This window comes from Streptomyces sp. NPDC054770, from assembly GCF_053611985.1.
Genome location: NZ_JBSHBL010000013.1, coordinates 98,017 through 113,504, shown reverse-complemented (window position 1 = coordinate 113,504; position 15,488 = coordinate 98,017). Strand labels below are relative to the sequence as shown.

Annotated in this window: 17 protein-coding genes and 1 pseudogene; 6 read left to right on the top strand and 12 right to left on the bottom strand. The window is 70.5% G+C overall.

The genetic code is table 11. From position 1 onward, the window contains the following. The first annotated feature begins 2 nt into the window (after window positions 1-2). The 3 genes from ACWGKQ_RS14865 to hypE all read left to right on the top strand — a co-directional run bounded on the left by ACWGKQ_RS14865 (window position 3) and on the right by hypE (window position 2,522). Window positions 3-341 carry a HypC/HybG/HupF family hydrogenase formation chaperone gene (locus tag ACWGKQ_RS14865; protein WP_453292309.1) on the top strand — a complete coding sequence of 113 codons (339 nt, stop codon included), beginning with the start codon at window positions 3-5 and terminating at the stop codon, window positions 339-341. After that, a complete protein-coding gene (gene hypD, locus ACWGKQ_RS14860; RefSeq protein WP_453292308.1) occupies window positions 338-1,465 on the top strand; it encodes a hydrogenase formation protein HypD in 1,128 nt (375 codons plus the stop codon). The genes ACWGKQ_RS14865 and hypD overlap by 4 nt, the downstream gene beginning before the upstream one ends. Window positions 1,466-1,532: 67 nt before the next feature. Continuing rightward, on the top strand, window positions 1,533-2,522 hold the full coding sequence (gene hypE, locus ACWGKQ_RS14855) for a hydrogenase expression/formation protein HypE (RefSeq protein ID WP_453292359.1): 990 nt from the start codon (window positions 1,533-1,535) through the stop codon (window positions 2,520-2,522). A 66-nt stretch (window positions 2,523-2,588) separates the two neighbouring features. Here hypE and hypA read toward each other — a convergent pair whose 3' ends face one another. The 10 genes from hypA to ACWGKQ_RS14805 form a co-directional block, all read right to left on the bottom strand. Beyond that, window positions 2,589-2,927 (bottom strand): hydrogenase maturation nickel metallochaperone HypA, encoded by a 339-nt coding sequence (gene hypA, locus ACWGKQ_RS14850; RefSeq protein WP_453292307.1) that lies wholly within the window; start codon window positions 2,925-2,927, stop codon window positions 2,589-2,591. Window positions 2,928-2,934: 7 nt separating this feature from the next. Further along, window positions 2,935-3,111, bottom strand: coding sequence for a hypothetical protein (locus tag ACWGKQ_RS14845; RefSeq protein ID WP_350777138.1), 177 nt, complete (start codon window positions 3,109-3,111; stop codon window positions 2,935-2,937). A gap of 35 nt (window positions 3,112-3,146) precedes the next feature. Then, window positions 3,147-3,353 carry a hypothetical protein gene (locus tag ACWGKQ_RS14840; protein WP_093506980.1) on the bottom strand — a complete coding sequence of 69 codons (207 nt, stop codon included), beginning with the start codon at window positions 3,351-3,353 and terminating at the stop codon, window positions 3,147-3,149. Window positions 3,354-3,407: 54 nt separating this feature from the next. Then, window positions 3,408-4,028, bottom strand: a complete 621-nt coding sequence (locus ACWGKQ_RS14835; protein ID WP_453292306.1) for a DUF5947 family protein — start codon at window positions 4,026-4,028, stop codon at window positions 3,408-3,410. Continuing rightward, the gene (locus tag ACWGKQ_RS14830; RefSeq protein WP_453292305.1) at window positions 4,025-4,573 is read right to left on the bottom strand and encodes a NifU family protein; all 549 of its coding nucleotides are present in this window, start codon (window positions 4,571-4,573) and stop codon (window positions 4,025-4,027) included. The genes ACWGKQ_RS14835 and ACWGKQ_RS14830 overlap by 4 nt, the downstream gene beginning before the upstream one ends. Further along, entirely contained in the window at window positions 4,566-6,356 is a 1,791-nt protein-coding gene (locus tag ACWGKQ_RS14825) for a nickel-dependent hydrogenase large subunit (protein WP_453292304.1), read from the bottom strand. Before ACWGKQ_RS14825 ends, ACWGKQ_RS14830 begins: the two co-directional genes overlap by 8 nt. Before the next feature lie 54 nt (window positions 6,357-6,410). Beyond that, window positions 6,411-7,505, bottom strand: coding sequence for an NADH-quinone oxidoreductase subunit B family protein (locus ACWGKQ_RS14820; protein WP_453292303.1), 1,095 nt, complete (start codon window positions 7,503-7,505; stop codon window positions 6,411-6,413). Between the two features lie 3 nt (window positions 7,506-7,508). Further along, the gene (locus ACWGKQ_RS14815; RefSeq protein ID WP_453292302.1) at window positions 7,509-9,032 is read right to left on the bottom strand and encodes a hypothetical protein; all 1,524 of its coding nucleotides are present in this window, start codon (window positions 9,030-9,032) and stop codon (window positions 7,509-7,511) included. 361 nt (window positions 9,033-9,393) lie between these two features. Further along, window positions 9,394-10,218: a maleylpyruvate isomerase family mycothiol-dependent enzyme gene (locus ACWGKQ_RS14810; RefSeq protein ID WP_453292358.1), complete on the bottom strand. Its 825-nt coding sequence runs from the start codon at window positions 10,216-10,218 to the stop codon at window positions 9,394-9,396. Between the two features lie 69 nt (window positions 10,219-10,287). Beyond that, window positions 10,288-10,776, bottom strand: a complete 489-nt coding sequence (locus ACWGKQ_RS14805) for a TetR/AcrR family transcriptional regulator (RefSeq protein ID WP_453292357.1) — start codon at window positions 10,774-10,776, stop codon at window positions 10,288-10,290. A gap of 492 nt (window positions 10,777-11,268) precedes the next feature. Here ACWGKQ_RS14805 and ACWGKQ_RS14800 point away from each other — a divergent pair, with 492 nt between their 5' ends. After that, a complete protein-coding gene (locus ACWGKQ_RS14800; RefSeq protein ID WP_453292301.1) occupies window positions 11,269-11,862 on the top strand; it encodes an SMI1/KNR4 family protein in 594 nt (197 codons plus the stop codon). 150 nt (window positions 11,863-12,012) lie between these two features. Here the strand turns inward: ACWGKQ_RS14800 and ACWGKQ_RS14795 are convergent, their stop codons facing one another. Together ACWGKQ_RS14795 and ACWGKQ_RS14790 are read right to left on the bottom strand one after the other, a co-directional pair. Next, a complete protein-coding gene (locus tag ACWGKQ_RS14795) occupies window positions 12,013-12,330 on the bottom strand; it encodes a hypothetical protein (RefSeq protein ID WP_453292300.1) in 318 nt (105 codons plus the stop codon). 41 nt (window positions 12,331-12,371) lie between these two features. Next, window positions 12,372-12,940: pseudogene (locus tag ACWGKQ_RS14790) on the bottom strand (transposase). A 269-nt stretch (window positions 12,941-13,209) separates the two neighbouring features. On the opposite strand from ACWGKQ_RS14790, the gene ACWGKQ_RS14785 reads away from it, so the two are divergent. Further along, window positions 13,210-13,845 (top strand): acyl-CoA-like ligand-binding transcription factor, encoded by a 636-nt coding sequence (locus ACWGKQ_RS14785; protein ID WP_453292299.1) that lies wholly within the window; start codon window positions 13,210-13,212, stop codon window positions 13,843-13,845. Between the two features lie 71 nt (window positions 13,846-13,916). Then, the gene (locus ACWGKQ_RS14780; protein WP_453292298.1) at window positions 13,917-15,371 is read left to right on the top strand and encodes an FAD-dependent monooxygenase; all 1,455 of its coding nucleotides are present in this window, start codon (window positions 13,917-13,919) and stop codon (window positions 15,369-15,371) included. Window positions 15,372-15,488 lie beyond the last annotated feature (117 nt).

The following is a 15,488-nucleotide window of genomic DNA, read 5'->3' as shown; positions in this document are numbered from 1 at the left end:
CCATGTGTTTGGCAGTGCCCGGCAGAGTCGTGAGCATCGACGACACCGCAGATCCGCTCACCGGCCTGATCGACTTCGGCGGGGTGCAGAAGCAGGCGTGTCTGGAGTACGTGTCGGACGTCAAGGTCGGCGAGTACGTCATCGTCCATGTGGGCTTCGCCCTGCAGCGACTTGACGAGGAGTCGGCCCTGGCCTCCCTCAAGCTCTTCGAGGAACTGGGGCTTCTCGAAGAGGAGTTCGGCGACGCCTGGCAGCAGGCGGCCCAGCAGGCGGCCCAGCAGGCGGCCCAGCCGGCGGCTCAGTCGGCGGCTCAGCCGGCCGAAGGGAGCGAGGCCCGGTGAAGTACCTCGACGAGTTCAACGACCCCAAGCTGGCCCGCCGGCTGCTGGACGAGATCCGGGCCACCGTCACCCGGCCCTGGGCCCTGATGGAGGTGTGCGGCGGCCAGACCCACTCGATCATCCGGCACGGCATCGACCAACTACTGCCGGAGCAGGTGGAGTTGATCCATGGGCCGGGCTGCCCGGTCTGCGTCACCCCGCTGGAGTGCATCGACAAGGCACTGGAGATCGCCGGCCGCCCCGACGTGATCTTCTGCTCGTTCGGCGACATGCTCCGGGTCCCCGGCACCGACCGGGACCTGTTCCGGGTCAAGGGCGCGGGCGGTGACGTCCGCGTGGTCTACTCGCCGCTCGACGCGCTCCAGCTCGCCCGGCGCCACCCGGACAAGCAGGTGGTGTTCTTCGCCATCGGCTTCGAGACCACCGCCCCCGCCAACGCCATGGCCGTCCACCAGGCCAAGCGCCTCGGCCTGGCCAACTTCACCCTGCTGGTCTCCCACGTCCGGGTCCCCCCGGCCATCGAGGCCATCATGACCGCCCCCGCCTGCCGGGTGCAGGGCTTCCTGGCCGCCGGACACGTGTGCAGCGTGATGGGCATGGCCGAGTACCCCGAACTCGCCGCACGGCACCGGGTCCCCATCGTCGTCACCGGCTTCGAACCGCTCGACATCCTGGAGGGCATCCGCCGCACGGTGGCACAGCTGGAGCGCGGCGAGCACCGGGTGGAGAACGCCTACACCCGTGCCGTGCGGGCCGAGGGCAACCCGGCCGCCATCCGCATGGTCGAGGAGGTCTTTGAGGTCACCGACCGGAACTGGCGCGGCATCGGCCGCATCCCCGGCAGCGGCTGGCGGCTGAGCGAGGCCTACCGCGCCTTCGACGCCGAGCACCGCTTCGACGTCACCGGCATCCGCACCGAGGAACCCGCCGAGTGCCGCGCCGGCGAGGTGCTCCAGGGGCTCATCAAACCCACCGACTGCGCGGCCTTCGGCACCACCTGCACCCCGCGCACCCCGCTCGGCGCCACCATGGTCTCCAGCGAGGGCGCCTGCGCCGCCTACTACCTGTACCGCCGGATGTCCGAGCCGGCGCTCCCGCGCGAGGAGATGAACCCCGTTGGCTGAGCAGACCGTCGTCGACCCCGCGAACTGGAGCTGCCCGGCGCCCATCCGCGACCAGCCGGTCGTGGTCATGGGCCACGGCGGAGGCGGCGCCCTCTCCGCCGAACTGATCGAGCAGATCTTCGCCCCCGCCTACGGCAACGCCCTCCTCGCCGGGATGACCGACTCCGCCGTCCTCCACCTCGGCGGCGCCCGCCTGGCGTTCTCCACCGACTCCTACGTCGTACGGCCGCTGTTCTTCCCCGGCGGCTGCCTCGGCGACCTCGCCGTCAACGGCACCGTCAACGACCTGGCGATGAGCGGCGCCCGGCCCGCCTACCTCTCCGCCGCCTTCGTCCTGGAGGAGGGCGTCGAGCTGACCGTCGTCGAACGCATCGCGCGGGCCATGGGCGCGGCGGCCGAGACGGCCGGCGTCACGATCGCCACCGGTGACACCAAGGTGGTCGAGAGCGGCCACGGCGACGGGGTGTACGTCACCACCGCCGGCGTCGGTCTGGTCCCCGAGCGCGTCGACATCCGGCCGCAGCGGGCCCGGCCCGGCGACGCCGTCATCGTCAGCGGGCCGATCGGCCTGCACGGCGTCGCGGTGCTCAGCGTCCGCGAGGGGCTGGAGTTCGGCGTCGAGATCGCCAGCGACACCGCGCCGCTGGCCGACCTGGTCGCGACCATGCTGGACGTCACCCCCGACATCCACGTCCTGCGCGACCCGACCCGCGGCGGCCTGGCCGCCTCGCTGAACGAGATCGCCCGCGCCTCGGGAACCGGGGTACGGCTGGCCGAGCGGGCCGTTCCGGTACCCGACGCGGTCGCCAACGCCTGCGGCTTCCTCGGCCTGGACCCGCTCTACGTCGCCAACGAGGGGCGGCTCGTCGCCTTCGTCCCGCCGAGGGAGGCCGAGGCCGTGCTCGCGGCGATGCGCGCCCATCCGCAGGGGGCGGGCGCGGTGGTCATCGGCGAGTGCGTGACCGAGCACCCCGGCATGGTGGTGGTGGCGACCGGCCTGGGCGGCACCCGGGTCGTCGATCTTCCGCTCGGGGAGCAACTGCCGCGCATCTGCTGACGACGCCTGTTGACGACCGGGCGATGACCCCGCCGGAGTCCCGAGGTGTCCCGGGCACCGGCGGGGTCACTCGACCGCGGTGATCTCCAGCTCCCGGCCGCTGCGCAGCTCGGTGGAGGGGCGGTCGCAGCGCGGGCACCAGAAGAACGGCGGCATGCCCACCGCGAACTCCTCGGCACACGGCCCGCACCAGGCCCGCGCGGTCACCTGCTCGACCACGAGCCGGGCGGCGGCGAGGGCGGTGCCGTCGCGGGCCATCTCGAAGGCGAAGTCCAGGGCGTCGGGGACGACCCCGGACAGTTCGCCGACCCGGACGGTCACCGCGGAGACGCTGTCCGCGCCGTCCGCCCGGGCCCACTCGTCGGCCTGCTCCACGATCGCGGTCGCGATCGACAGTTCGTGCACGACCGGCTCACGGATACCGGTGACCGGCGCGCAGCCCGCCGGCGATCCGCCAGATCCTCATCTCGCGCATCATGCTGGGGATCTCGGTGACGAACAGCGCCAGCAGCAGCGCGCCCACCACGGCGACCTCGGCGGTCAGGACGCGCTGGGCCGCCGTGCCCGTTCTCTTGCGTTGCATCTTCATGCGGGGAACTCCCTGTCGCTCTGGGTCGCTCTGTGTCATCCGGGCGGGATGTTCGGCATCACGTCCAGCAGCACGTCGTGCCGCTTCCAGTGGATGTTGGTCGAGCGCCGCGCGTCGGCGGTGCCGTCCGGGTGATGTCCTGTCTGCTTCGTGTACGGGCCCCTGTTGCCCTGGTGCATGCCGGGCACGTGGGACGGTGTGTCGGGTCGGGCCTGGGCCCGGCCGACTCGGATGCTGCCCATGGGGTTTCTCCTTCCTGAGCCTTCCTGTGTTGCCGTTCCTCGAGGCCGCTCGGCTCAGGGCCGCTCGGTGAGCTCCTCGAAGAAACGCTCCACGGCCGGCCACATCCGGCCGCCGCCGGACAGGCCGCGCCACTCCCGGCGGACCACCGCGAGCATGCGGAAGCAGTCGTCGACCGGGACGATCCAGTGGTGGTCCAGGCCGTGCACGGTGTTGACCAGCAGCGCCTCGACATCGGGCGTCATGCCGGCCAGCGGCGGGCAGCCGGCGACCGCCCGCTGCCAGGCCGCCGCCTCCACCTCCCAGCGCATGGCGCCCGCCGGGCTCGGCCCCTCGGCGGTGACCGAGCCGTCGGTGCGCGGTACGAAGAAGACCAGACCGACCGGGACCCCGAGGGCCGCGGTGTCGACCTTCGGGAGGCGGACCCGGCGGGTGGGGATCAGCCGGAACTGGCCGTCCCCGCCGCCGGTGCCCCGCCGGGTGCCGGCGAACAGCACCGAGCAGGCACGGCACGCACAGCGGACCTCGCCCTGCCCGGTGTCGTACAGATGCGGATGCTCCTCGGACACCGGCTCGGCGCACAGGTCGCACACCTCCGCCCCGGCCGCCGGCTGCCGGTCGGCCGAGGAACGGATGAGGCGGGCCAGGGCTCCGCCAGGCGGTGTTCGGGTGGTCACCGGGCCTCCTGTGGCCGGCGCAGCGAGTCCAGCGGGACGAAGGCGGGTGCCGGGGTCTCGGGCAGCGGCTGTACGTCGGTCAGCTCGGGAGCCGCGGCGAGCACCGCCTCCCGGACGGCGTCGGTCACCTCAGTGGTACCTCCGCCGCACCCCGAGCCGCAACCGCCGCCCGTGGCCAGCCGCACCCGGCCCACCTCGCCCTCCGCACCGGCCCACTCGACGTCACCGCCGCGCTCCCGTACGGCGGGGCGCAGCCGCTCGACCGCGCGGGCGGCGCGCAGCTCGGGCGCGTCGGGGTGGATGTCGTGCAGGACCAGCAGGTGGTCGAGGAGCTCGTCGTCGGCCAGCCGCCGGACGACCTGCGCGTCCGCGTGGTCGAGGACACGGGCGAGCGCCTCGCCGTAGACCTCGGTCAGCAGCCGTACCGCCTCGACGGCCGAGCCGCCGGTCGGGCCGGGGGCGGACTCCAGGCTCTCCAGCAGCGTGTCGAGCCGGGCCAGCCGGGTTTCGACCGCCGGTCCGTCGAGCCGTCCGGCGTCAGCCATGATTCGCCCCGTACGTCGGCGAGTGCGTGACGGTCAGCGTCTTGCCCTTGCCCGTGTACATGTGGACTCCGCACGGCAGACAGGGGTCGAAGGACCGCACCGTGCGCATGATGTCGACGCCCTTGAAGTCGTCCGGGCCGTTCTCCTCGAAGATCGGCTGGCCCATGACGGCGTCCTCGTACGGGCCGGGGGTGCCGAACTTGTCGCGGGGGCTGGCGTTCCACGGGGTCGGCGGGTACGGGTGGTAGTTGGCGATCTTCTTGTCCTTGATCACCAGGTGGTGCGAGAGGACCCCGCGCACGGCCTCGTGGAAGCCGCAGCCGATTGCCTCGTCCGGCACCTCGAAGTCCTCGAACACCTTGGTGTCGCCGGCCCGGACCAGGCCCATCGCCTCGTCCAGGAACTGCAGGGCCATGGCGGCCGCGTAGGCGACGAAGTACGGCCGGGCGCGGTCGCGTTCGAGGGTGTTTGACCACTTGGGGATCTTCCACTCCAGCGTGGTCTCCGGCAGGGACGCGCCCTTGGGCAGCGAGATCCGCACGCTGTGGCCGGTGGCCTTGATGTACGGCGTGTCGACGATGCCGCTCAGCGCGGTCGACCAGAGCCGGGCCAGCGGGCCGCCGCCGGTGTCCAGCGCGAGGTGGTCGCCGGTGCGCTGGTCGAACCAGCGCGGGCTCATCACCCAGCTGTAGTTGTTTTCGAAGTCCCGCTTCTGCGGCACCGGGAGGGTGGTCTGGTTCCACGGGTGGCGCATGTCGACGGGGTTGCCGAGCGGGTCGTGGGTGACGAACGGGTCCTCGTTGACCCAGTCCTCGTAGAACGAGCTGCCCAGCATGATCCGAAGACCCAGGTTGATGTCGACCAGGTTGTTGGTGACCAGCTCGCCGTCGACCACGATGCCCGGGGTGACGTACATCGCCTTGCCCCAGCGGTCCATGTTCTCGTACTTGTAGTCGACGACCTTCGGGTCCTGCCACGCGCCCCAACAGCCGAGCAGGATACGGCGCTTGCCGACCTCCTCGTAGCCGGGCAGCGCCTCGTAGAAGAAGTCGAAGACGTCGTCGTTCATGGCGACGGCCTTCTTCACGAAGTCGATGACGTGCATCAGCCGGCTGAGGTAGTCGGTGAACGCGGTCGGCGACGGCATGGTGCCGACACCGCCCGGATACAGCGTGGAGGGGTGGACGTGCCGGCCCTCCATCAGGCAGAACATCTCGCGGGTGGTCCTGGAGACCTTCAGGGCCTCCTTGTAGACCTCGCCCTCGAAGGGGTTGAAGGCCTTCATGATGTCCGCGATGGTCCGGTAGCCGTGGATGTCACCGCGCGGCGCGGCGGTCTTCTGCGCGCGGGCCAGGACACTCGGGTTGGTGGCCTTGACCATCTGCTCGCAGAAGTCCACGAAGACCAGGTTGTCCTGGAAGATCGTGTGGTCGAACATGTACTCGGCCGCCTCGCCGAGGTTCACGATGTGCTCGGCCAGCGGCGGCGGCTTCACGCCGTACGCCATCTGCTGGGCGTAGTCGGAGCAGGTGGTGTGGTTGTCGCCGCAGATACCGCAGATGCGGGAGGTGATGAACCCCGCGTCGCGCGGGTCCTTCCCCTTCATGAAGACGGAGTAGCCGCGGAAGAGGGAGGAGGTGCTGTGGCACTCCACCACCTCCTTGTTGGCGAAGTCGATCTTCGTGTAGATGCCCAGGTTTCCGATGATCCGGGTGATCGGATCCCAGGACATGTCCACGATCTGCGCGGGCTTGCGCCCTTTGTGCCGGGCCTCGGTTGTCATCGGCGTCGCTGACCTTTGCTGTGGGGGGACTTGGGGCGGGAGGGTGCCGGCGCGTCAGGGGCGCCAGCGCGGGGCGTAGCCGCTGGTGAGCTTGCGCTTGTTGTGGCGCCACTTCGGCTCGTGGTTGACCAGGTCGTTGGTGAAGCCGCGCAGCCGGCGGATGACCGCCCCGTACGGCTTGATCGCGAGCGAGGAGAGGGTGCCGCCGGGCGGCTCGTCCATGAACGGCATGAACGCGTCCGGGAAGCCCGGCATGGTGCAGCCGATGCAGATGCCGCCGACGTTCGGACAGCCGCCGATGCCGGCCATCCAGCCCCGCTTGGGCACGTTGCAGTTCACGACCGGACCCCAGCAGCCCGTCTTGACCAGGCACTTGGGCGAGTTGTAGTCCGCCGCGAAGGACGCCTGCTCGTAGTACGAGCCTCGGTCGCAGCCCTCGTGGACGGTACGGCCGAACAGCCACTGTGGCCGCAGCATGTGGTCCAGCGGCGGCGGGGGAGCGGTGCCGGCGGCGTGGTAGAGCACCCAGACCAGGGTCTCCATGAAGTTCTCCGGCTGGACCGGGCAGCCCGGGATGTTCACGATCGGCAGCCCGCCCTGCGACTTGAAGTCCCAGCCGAGGTAGTCCGCGAGGCCCATGGCGCCGGTCGGGTTGCCGGCCATCGCGTGGATGCCGCCGAAGGTGGCGCAGGTGCCGATGGCGACCACCGCCCAGGCCCGGGGCGCCAGTTCGTCGATCCAGGTGTTCAGGGTCTGCGGCTGGCCGGTCTCCGGGTCGTTGCCGAAGGACGTCCAGTAGCCGTCGCCCTCGATGATGTTCTGGTTCGGGACGGACCCCTCGATGACGAGGATGAACGGCTCCAGTTCGCCCCGCGCGGCCGCCCGGTACGGCGCGAGGAAGTCCTCGCCGCCCAGGCTCGGCGAGAGCACCTTGTTGACCAGGTTGACCTTCGGAATCCCCGGGATCAGGCCCAGGACCAGGTCCTCGATGGAGGGCTGGTCGGCGGCCGTCACGGAGACGGTGTCGCCGTCGCAGCTCATGCCCTCGGAGATCCAGAGGATGGTGATCTCGTCGAACCCCTGGTGCTCGCCGTCGGCTCGGCCGGGTTCGCCGGCGACGGCCGTGGTGCCGTTCTTGCTGGTGCTCATGCGCTAGGCCTCCGATGGAGTGGGTCCCGGGGACGGCTCGGCAGCCGCCGCTGGATCCGGGACGTCGGTGCCCCCGAGCGGCTCGACTTCGTCGGGCCGGAAGTAGTGGAAACGGCCGTACCAGCCGTGCAGTTCGGCCGCCGGATCGTCGTCCACGGTGACGGCGAGGTGGACGCTGCCGTCCACGTCGTGGAAGACGGCGGCCACGGTCGCGGTCCGGCCGGCCAGGAACATGTCCTGGGCGTCGGCGCCTCTGCCGCGCGGGCACAGCCGCACCGGGCTGCCGCCGCCGACCCGGACACCGCCGACCAGCACGGTGTCGGTGGCCGGGGCGAACCCGTCGTCGCCGCCCTCCTGCCACCAGGCGGGACGCTCGGCGGGGGAGTCTCCGCCGAAGGAGCCTCCGCCTCCGGAGGTTTCGCCGACCGGGCTGAGCGAGCGGATGGCGCCGTGCAGCCGTTCGAAGACCTCCGGCGGCATGGTGTCGACCCGGTCGAGGATCTCGGCGGCCCGCGGGTCGGTGGCCCGGGCCTCCCGCTTCTCCTCGTCCGTCAGCAGCATGGTGCGCAGGGTCAGGATCTCGTCGATCTCACCGGCGTCGTGCAGGTCACCCGGGCTCTCCGGTGCCACCTGCGGATGGTCGGGGAGGATGATCGGCGAGGAGAGCAGCAGGGCGGACACCGAGCCGTCCTCGGGGGCGGTGGCCGGAGGAGCGCCGCCGAGCACCGGGAAGGTGAAGTCGTTGCGGCAGTTCCGGGCGGCCTCCTGGAGCGCCGGGCCCGGGTCGATCAGGGAGACGAACTCCGCGCCCTCGGCGCCGAGGAGGGTGTGGGTGGCGATGAGCGCCTGCCGCAGGGCCCGATCGCGCGGGGCGTGCGGATCCCCCACGTGCCCCTTGTTCTCGGTACGCACCCGGAGCCGGAAGACCCCGTCGCCGATCCGCTCGGCCACCAGGACGGTGCTCGCCCGCACTTCCTCCCGGCGCCGCGCGATCCGCCCGGCACCGGAGGACAGCTCCTGCGTGTCGGTGCCGGCCGGGGAACCCACCGGAAACCTGTGCTCGCCCTCGTCCAGCGTGATCGTGAGGTCGGTCTCGCGCGCCACCGCCTCCTCGAAGGTCAGCTGCACGGTCCCGTCGTCGCAGCTCAGCGACTCGACCGGCCGCCCGCCACGGTCCTGGACCTGCTTGTGCTGGACTTGCAGATACCGCACCCGCAGCCGTACGACCGCATCCGGCCGGCGCACCCGCAGCAGGCACTCCGTCTGCTGGTACCAGGAGTCCGCCGAACCCGACACACCCGGGCTGATCGGACCGTCGGCCTCCACCCAGTCCCGGGGGAAGAGCACCCCGAACTGCCAGCGGGCACGATTCTTCGGCGAGGACCGCCGATAGGGGTAGAGGAGGTAGCCCTCGTAGAGTACGGCGTCGGCAACGGCACTCATCTGTTCGAACGTCGGGGCGGGGCGGCCGGAGCCGTCCACCAGGGCAGTGCGGGGCGCTCTGCCGTCGACCAGTCCCTCGGCCATCCAGCCTCCTCGGATCCGTGCGCGCGCCCATACCTTCCACCACGGTCACACCGGTCACGCCCGCTCGCCTCTTCTGGACGAGCGGCGTTGGGCCGGACGGGGGGTGGGGTGGTGGGGGCCGGGCGTACGCCGGACCAGCGGGCGGAGCACCGATTCAGTCGGCGCCCCGAGGGCGAGCGCGCGAGGTGGCCGCCCCCTCGCCTCCGCTGCCGAGCCTGCCGCCGAGCATGCAACCGCCTACGGGCCCAGTGGGCCCCGATTCACCGGCGGGCCCCGACTCACCGGTGTTCGGCGGCATGTCCCGGTCGCCCTTCCCGCATCCCCTGCGCCGCACGGCCGTTCGAGTGCCTCGGCCGCGTGGTCAGGGGGCGACGAAGAGGGCGGGGAAGCGAGGGCCCAGCCAGGGCTTGCGGCCGAAGGCGAGTACCTGACCACGGGCCATGGCCAGCCACGGGTTGCGGCGGCCGAGGGCGATGAGCAGGAAGGCGACCGGATCGATGAGGATCGTGCAGTCCGTGCGGCCGCCCGGTTCCGGCGTGACCTGGACGGCACCGTCGGCGACGGTGACACCGAAGGCGCTGTCGCCACCGCGCAGCCGGATCGTGTAGCGGGCGGTCAGACCCGCGGTGGCTGAGCTGTCCGCCACGGACGGCATGACCGAGAGCATGAACGGCATGCACCATCCGACCCGCTCGGCGTCGATCATGTGCGGGCGCCGCACCGCACGGGCGAGGTCGTAGCCGTGGCCCAGCATGTGGGTGAGCAGGTAGGAGGCGAGGACGGACCGCTCCATCGGCCCCAGCGGGGTCACCGGCGCGGGCCCGTCGGCCGTCGCGGCCAGCGCGTCTGCGCAGCGCTCCGCCTGCTCGCTGATCATCGCCGCGAGCGGCGCCGCCCGGCGCTCTCCGAACGCGGCGAGCGACTCGGCGTTGGCCGCCGCCAGGCTCTGCGGTGTGCCGTCCCCGTACGGACGCTCCCGGCCCAGGGCGAGGTCGGCCATCAGCTCGTTGGCCAGCGCCAGATGCGCCGCCGCCTCGCCGACCGTCCACCGGGATCCCGGTACGGCGGTATCCGTGTCGGCCACACCGTCGAGTACGGCCGTGATGTCGGCGGCGGTCTGCCGTATCGCCTGCCCGAGCCCCGCGGGCAGCGCCCCTCGGACGTCCTGCCGTGCCGCCTCATCCACCCTGGTCACCCCTGTTCTGTCGCGCGGTACCCAATCAGACGCACGGGCGCACCACAAGCCCCGCGGCGATCACCGCGCCCCGAGCCCCCGCAGAAAGGTGTCGACGACCGTGTCGGCCGCCTGGGCGGCGCTGAGCTCGGGCAACTGCTGCGACGCCAGATGCATGAGCTGCGGAAGCAGTGAACGGGCCCAGGCGAGGGGCAGGTCGTCGCGGAGCAGCCCCTCGTCGGTGGCCCGCCGCAGGAAGTCGTCGACCCCCCGGACCAGGGCGTCGCGCCGCTCCCGGATCGCGTCGTCGGCCTTCAACCGGGTGAGCTCCACGGGCCACTTGCGATTGACGCCGATGATCTCCTCGACGTACCGGTGCAGTGCCACGGAGACGGGGGCCTCCCGCAGCCTGGCGTGCTCGACGGCCCGCTCGACCGCGTCGTACCGCGCCTCGTAGATGGCCGCCAGCAGCTCCTCGCGGGACGCGAACCGCCGGTAGACGGTGCGCCGGTCGACCCCGGCCTCGGCGGCGATCGCGGCGATGCTCGCGCCCGGGTCGGCGGCGAGCATACGGGCCCCGGTCGTCAGAACGGCTTCCAGATTGCGTACTGCGTCGGCTCTCACGTGCAGAGCATAGCCGAGGTGTGGAGTCTGTCTCATCTAATGCTACATTGGTGAGCCGATGGAAGCCTTATATGCTACATTAATGTGACAGTTGGCGTCGGGCGGCAGCGGATGACAAGACCGTTTCGCTCGAATCCTCGGGAGAGGGCACGTGATCACCTACGACCGTCTCTACATCGCGGGCTCCTGGACGGCGCTCAGCGACCCTCTGCCAGAGCACCCGCACCGAGCTGCGAAGGCGCGCACCACGGACGCCGGCAAACGAGCTCGGACCGCTCTCGCCCAGACGGTGTGCGCTGAGCGCACGCCTGTCACAACAGCAGAACCTGGAGCTCCGGCGCCGTCCTGCCGTGTTCGACGCAGACTGACAGCAACCAGGCAGCCCGATCATGGAATATGGTCGCCTCGGACTTTCATCCGACATGAGAAGACGTACCGGTGGACGCCAGGATCACCCGGATCCAAACCAAACTCGCCGCACTGCCGGTAACGGAGAGGGCCGTACTTGGCCCCCCGCTCACCGAGGCACAGATCTCGGATTTCGAGGACGGCCACGGCGTCCGACTGCCTGAGGAATTCCGCCAGTTCCTCACCCGTATAGGCCACGGCGGATACGGTCCCACCTATGGGCTGCTGCCGATGGAGCGGTGGGTCAGCCGTGAGGCCGGTGTGGGACAGCTCACCGAATCGTTCCCGATCGTCCCCGATCTGGATATCCCCCAAGGTCCCGCTGACCAAGGCGAGTTCACAGGCTCTTTCCCCGGCACCATCACGGTCGTCTACCGGGGCTGCAGCGACTTCACGTTGCTTGTCGTGACAGGCCCCGGGCGCGGGCGCCTGGTCGAGGTCAACGGCGGGGGGTTCTTCGCTCCCCGCTTTCACACCGACTCCGACTTCCTGTCCTGGTATGAGCGGTGGCTCGACTTCGTCCTGACCGGACACCGGGCCCTCAGCTGGTTCGCCGACCAGATGTCCGGCAACGAGGCCCAGCTTGTGGCCACGCTCCTGATCTCAGCGGTGGCGGCCTTGTGAACGTCGGACGAGGCGCGGGCTGCGGCGTTCGGCCCGGACCTGCTGGCACGCACGTGCCTGGTGCGGCCTGCTGATTTCTGTGACCACGCACCAGGACAACCGGGTAAGCCTTGCGCCTCTCCTACCCTGCCGGCTGCCTTGGAGGTCATCTCATTTGGCGTTGGGGGCTCTTGAAACGAGGAGGGCGAGTTGGTGCAACCGCTGGTAGTACTGGCGGCCTGATGGGTCGCTGATCTGCGGAATCGCTCGGTCCAGGTCTTCGATGCAGGTCTGCAGGATGCGTCTGCGCCCTGGATCGAGGGCGCCGTCGTTGTTGATCCACGTGTAGGCGCAACCTGCGGTATCCGCGTCAAGCAGTACCAAGTCGATGTCTTCGAACTCGACGCCTCGCAGGTTGACTGGGAATTCGGCGTCGAGGTGTTCCTGCCAGAGATGGGCTGCCTTCTGCATCAGTTCGGATCTGATCATCTGGCCATACTCCTGCACGCGGCAGCGTGTGTGGCGTGCGCTCAGGGGTTCATGCGGCGGTAGCAGATGAGGGTGCAGGCGATGCTCGTGAAAGCGAGGAAGTGCTCGGCTTTGCGCTCGTAGCGGCGGTGGAGTCGACGGCAGTTGGCGAGCCAGGCCATGGTCCGTCCGATGGTCAAGCGGTGTCGGCCGAGTCGCTGTGAGGTTTCGGCGCCCTTGCGGGCGATGCGGTGCCGGATTCCGCGCTGGGACAGCCCCCCTTTTTCAGGGCCCTCATGTTCACCGAGTCGATCGCACACCGCGACCAGTCGAGGTCGCCGCGGGAGCCGAGTTCATCTAGGGCCAGGCGGTGGAGTTTGGCCCAGACCCTAGTCTTCGTCCACTCGGTGAACCTGCGGTGGGCCGTCGCACCGGACGGCCCGAACGACGCCGCAGGCAGTTGCTGTCAGGTGCAGCCCGACGTCGCCACGAACACGATGGCGGGCGGCACCTCCCGGTCACCATGGCGTCGCCGGCCACCACCCTGAGGCCGCGACGGCGCTTTTGGCACCACCCGCTGGAACAGCTCCCACAGTCCGTCCGGCACCAGCCGCTCGACAATCCCCGCCACGGCCAACAGCCCACCCAGCCAAATGAGATGACCTCCTAGTGGTCGGCTCCGCGCCCGTCGCCACAGGATCGCCCCGGATTCCAGGTGGCCCTTGCGGTTGTGGTGCTGCTCGTGCGCCTTTGGTCGGGGCTGTCCGCCCATGGCGGAGCTGGACGAGGAGGACAGCTGGCGGCGAGCCGTGCCGGTCCACCCATGCTCCGGTGTGTGTCAGATGCGCACCGATTAATCCGTTGGGTCACAGTGAGAGGTTGCGTGGTACGCATATTTGCGTGCCGCGCAAGATTTGCTACCGTTGTTTCATGGGGTTGCGAGAGCGGAAGAAGGCCGAGACGCGCGCGGCGCTCAGCTGGGCGGCGGTCCGGCTGACCGTCGAGCGCGGGTTTGGCAATGTCAAGGTGGAGGACATCGCCGAGGCCGTCGGCGTCTCCCCGCGCACGTTCAACAACTACTTCTCCAGCAAGGGTGAAGCGATCGTCGCCCGCCACCTCGACCGCAGCCTCCGCATCGCGGAAGCGCTACGCGACCACCCCGCGGAGCCGCTGTGGGACGCGATCACCCGATCGGTTCTGCCACAGTTCGAGTCGGACGCCGAGGCGGCCGCTCACCCCATTGCTGACGCGGCCCAGTGGACGGCAGGCGTGCGCGTGATGGTCTCCGAACCGGCCCTGCAAGGCGAGATGCTGCGGGCCGGGGCCATTGCCGAGGCCGAGATCGCCGCGGCCGTCGCCGACCGCACCGGCACCGACCTGAAGCAGGACCTGTACCCACACCTCGTCGCATCCGCAGTCGTCGCCGCGATCAACACGGCCATGGCACACCACCTCCGCACCGATCCGCCGGTACCGGTGGTCCGTCTGCTCGCAGACGCCCTTACCCGGGTCGCGGCGGGACTGTCCACCCCCTAGGCATCCATTCCGGACGGGAAGCCCGGCAGCGGCCGGGCCGATGTCCTCTGCCCAGAAACGGAAGTTCACTCGTGATCGATGTCGCTGTCGCGGGCGCCGGACCCAACGGCTTAATGCTGGCCTGCGAACTCGCCCTGGCCGGCGCGCGCCCGCTCGTCCTGGAGCGCCTGTCCGAACCGACCGGCGAGCAGCGCGCGAACGGCCTGGTCGGTCAGGTCGTCCGCATGCTCGACCGGCGCGGACTGTACGAGAGGTTGACCGCACCCGGTACCACACCCGAGCCGGCGCCCGGCTTCGTCTTCGGCGCGTTCCCGCTCGACCTGAACGACCTGCCGGACAACCCGCTCTGCACACTGGCGGTGCCGCAGCGCCGGATCGAGCACATGCTCGCTGAGCGTGCGGCCGAACTGGGCGTCGAGGTCCGCCGCGACCATGAGGTCATCGGCTTGACGCAGGGCGAGCAGTCGGTGGTGATCGAGCTACACGGGCGGGAGCCGGTCGAAGCGGCGTTCTTGGTCGGCGCCGACGGCGGGCACAGTGTGGTCCGCAAGCTTACTGGGATCGAGTTCCCCGGCGTGACCACGGATGACTCGGTGTCGCGTACCGGACATGTGAGCGTGCCCCGGGACATGGCCGGCGCCGATGGCGGCCTGGTCGTGCCCGGCTTCGGCATCGTGCCGCCGTTCCGTCAACTGCGCACTGAACACGGCCTGATCGCCTGGGCGCCGTTCCCGGCTGGCGATCCGCTGATCAGCACGGTGGAATGGGAGCAGTCGGCCGAAGGCGAGGCTTCGCTTGAGGAGCTTCGGGCCAGCGCCTCCCGGGTGCTCGGCGTGGACGTCCCGCTTGACCCACCGACCGGGCCGGGACCTCACCTGATGAGGCGGCTGTTCGGCGGCAACACCCGGATCGCGTCGCGATACCGTGCGGGCCGCGTGTTCCTGCTCGGGGACGCCGCGCACGTGCACTCGGCGATCGGTGGCCCGGGGCTCAACCTCGGCCTGCAGGACGCGGTGAACCTCGGGTGGAAGCTGGCCGCGGAACTACGGGGCCACGCGCCGCGGGGGCTGCTGGACACCTACGAGTCGGAACGATCCCCGGTGGCACAGCGGGTCACCATGCACACTCAGGCGCAGTCGCTGCTGACCCGGCCGGGCGGCGACGTGACGGCGATGCGTGAACTGTTCGGCGAACTGCTCGCCCAGCCGGCGACGCGGCAGCACATCGCGAATCTGCTGTCCGGCGCGGACATCGCTTACGACATGGGACCGGCGACCGGAGCGCTTGTCGGCCGGTGGGCGCCGGACCTGCCGGGCCTGCGTGAGCTGACCCGCACCGGCCGCCCGCTCCTTCTGGACCCGACGGGCACCCTCGATGCGGGCTCCTGGGCGTCGCAAGTCGACACCGTAACCGTCCCAGAACTCGACACCGCACTGCTGCTCCGGCCCGACTGCTACGTCGCCTGGCAAGGCACCACGGGCGATGGCCTGCACGAAGCGCTGGGAACCTGGTTCAGGGCTGCTTGAACGGCACGGCTGTCCCGCGGAGAGGTCCTGGTCGACGCCCGCGCGGCGGGCATGGAGCCATCCTGCCTGGTCGTTGCGTCAGGTGGTGCGGCAGGCTCCAGAGGTAAGATCCACTTC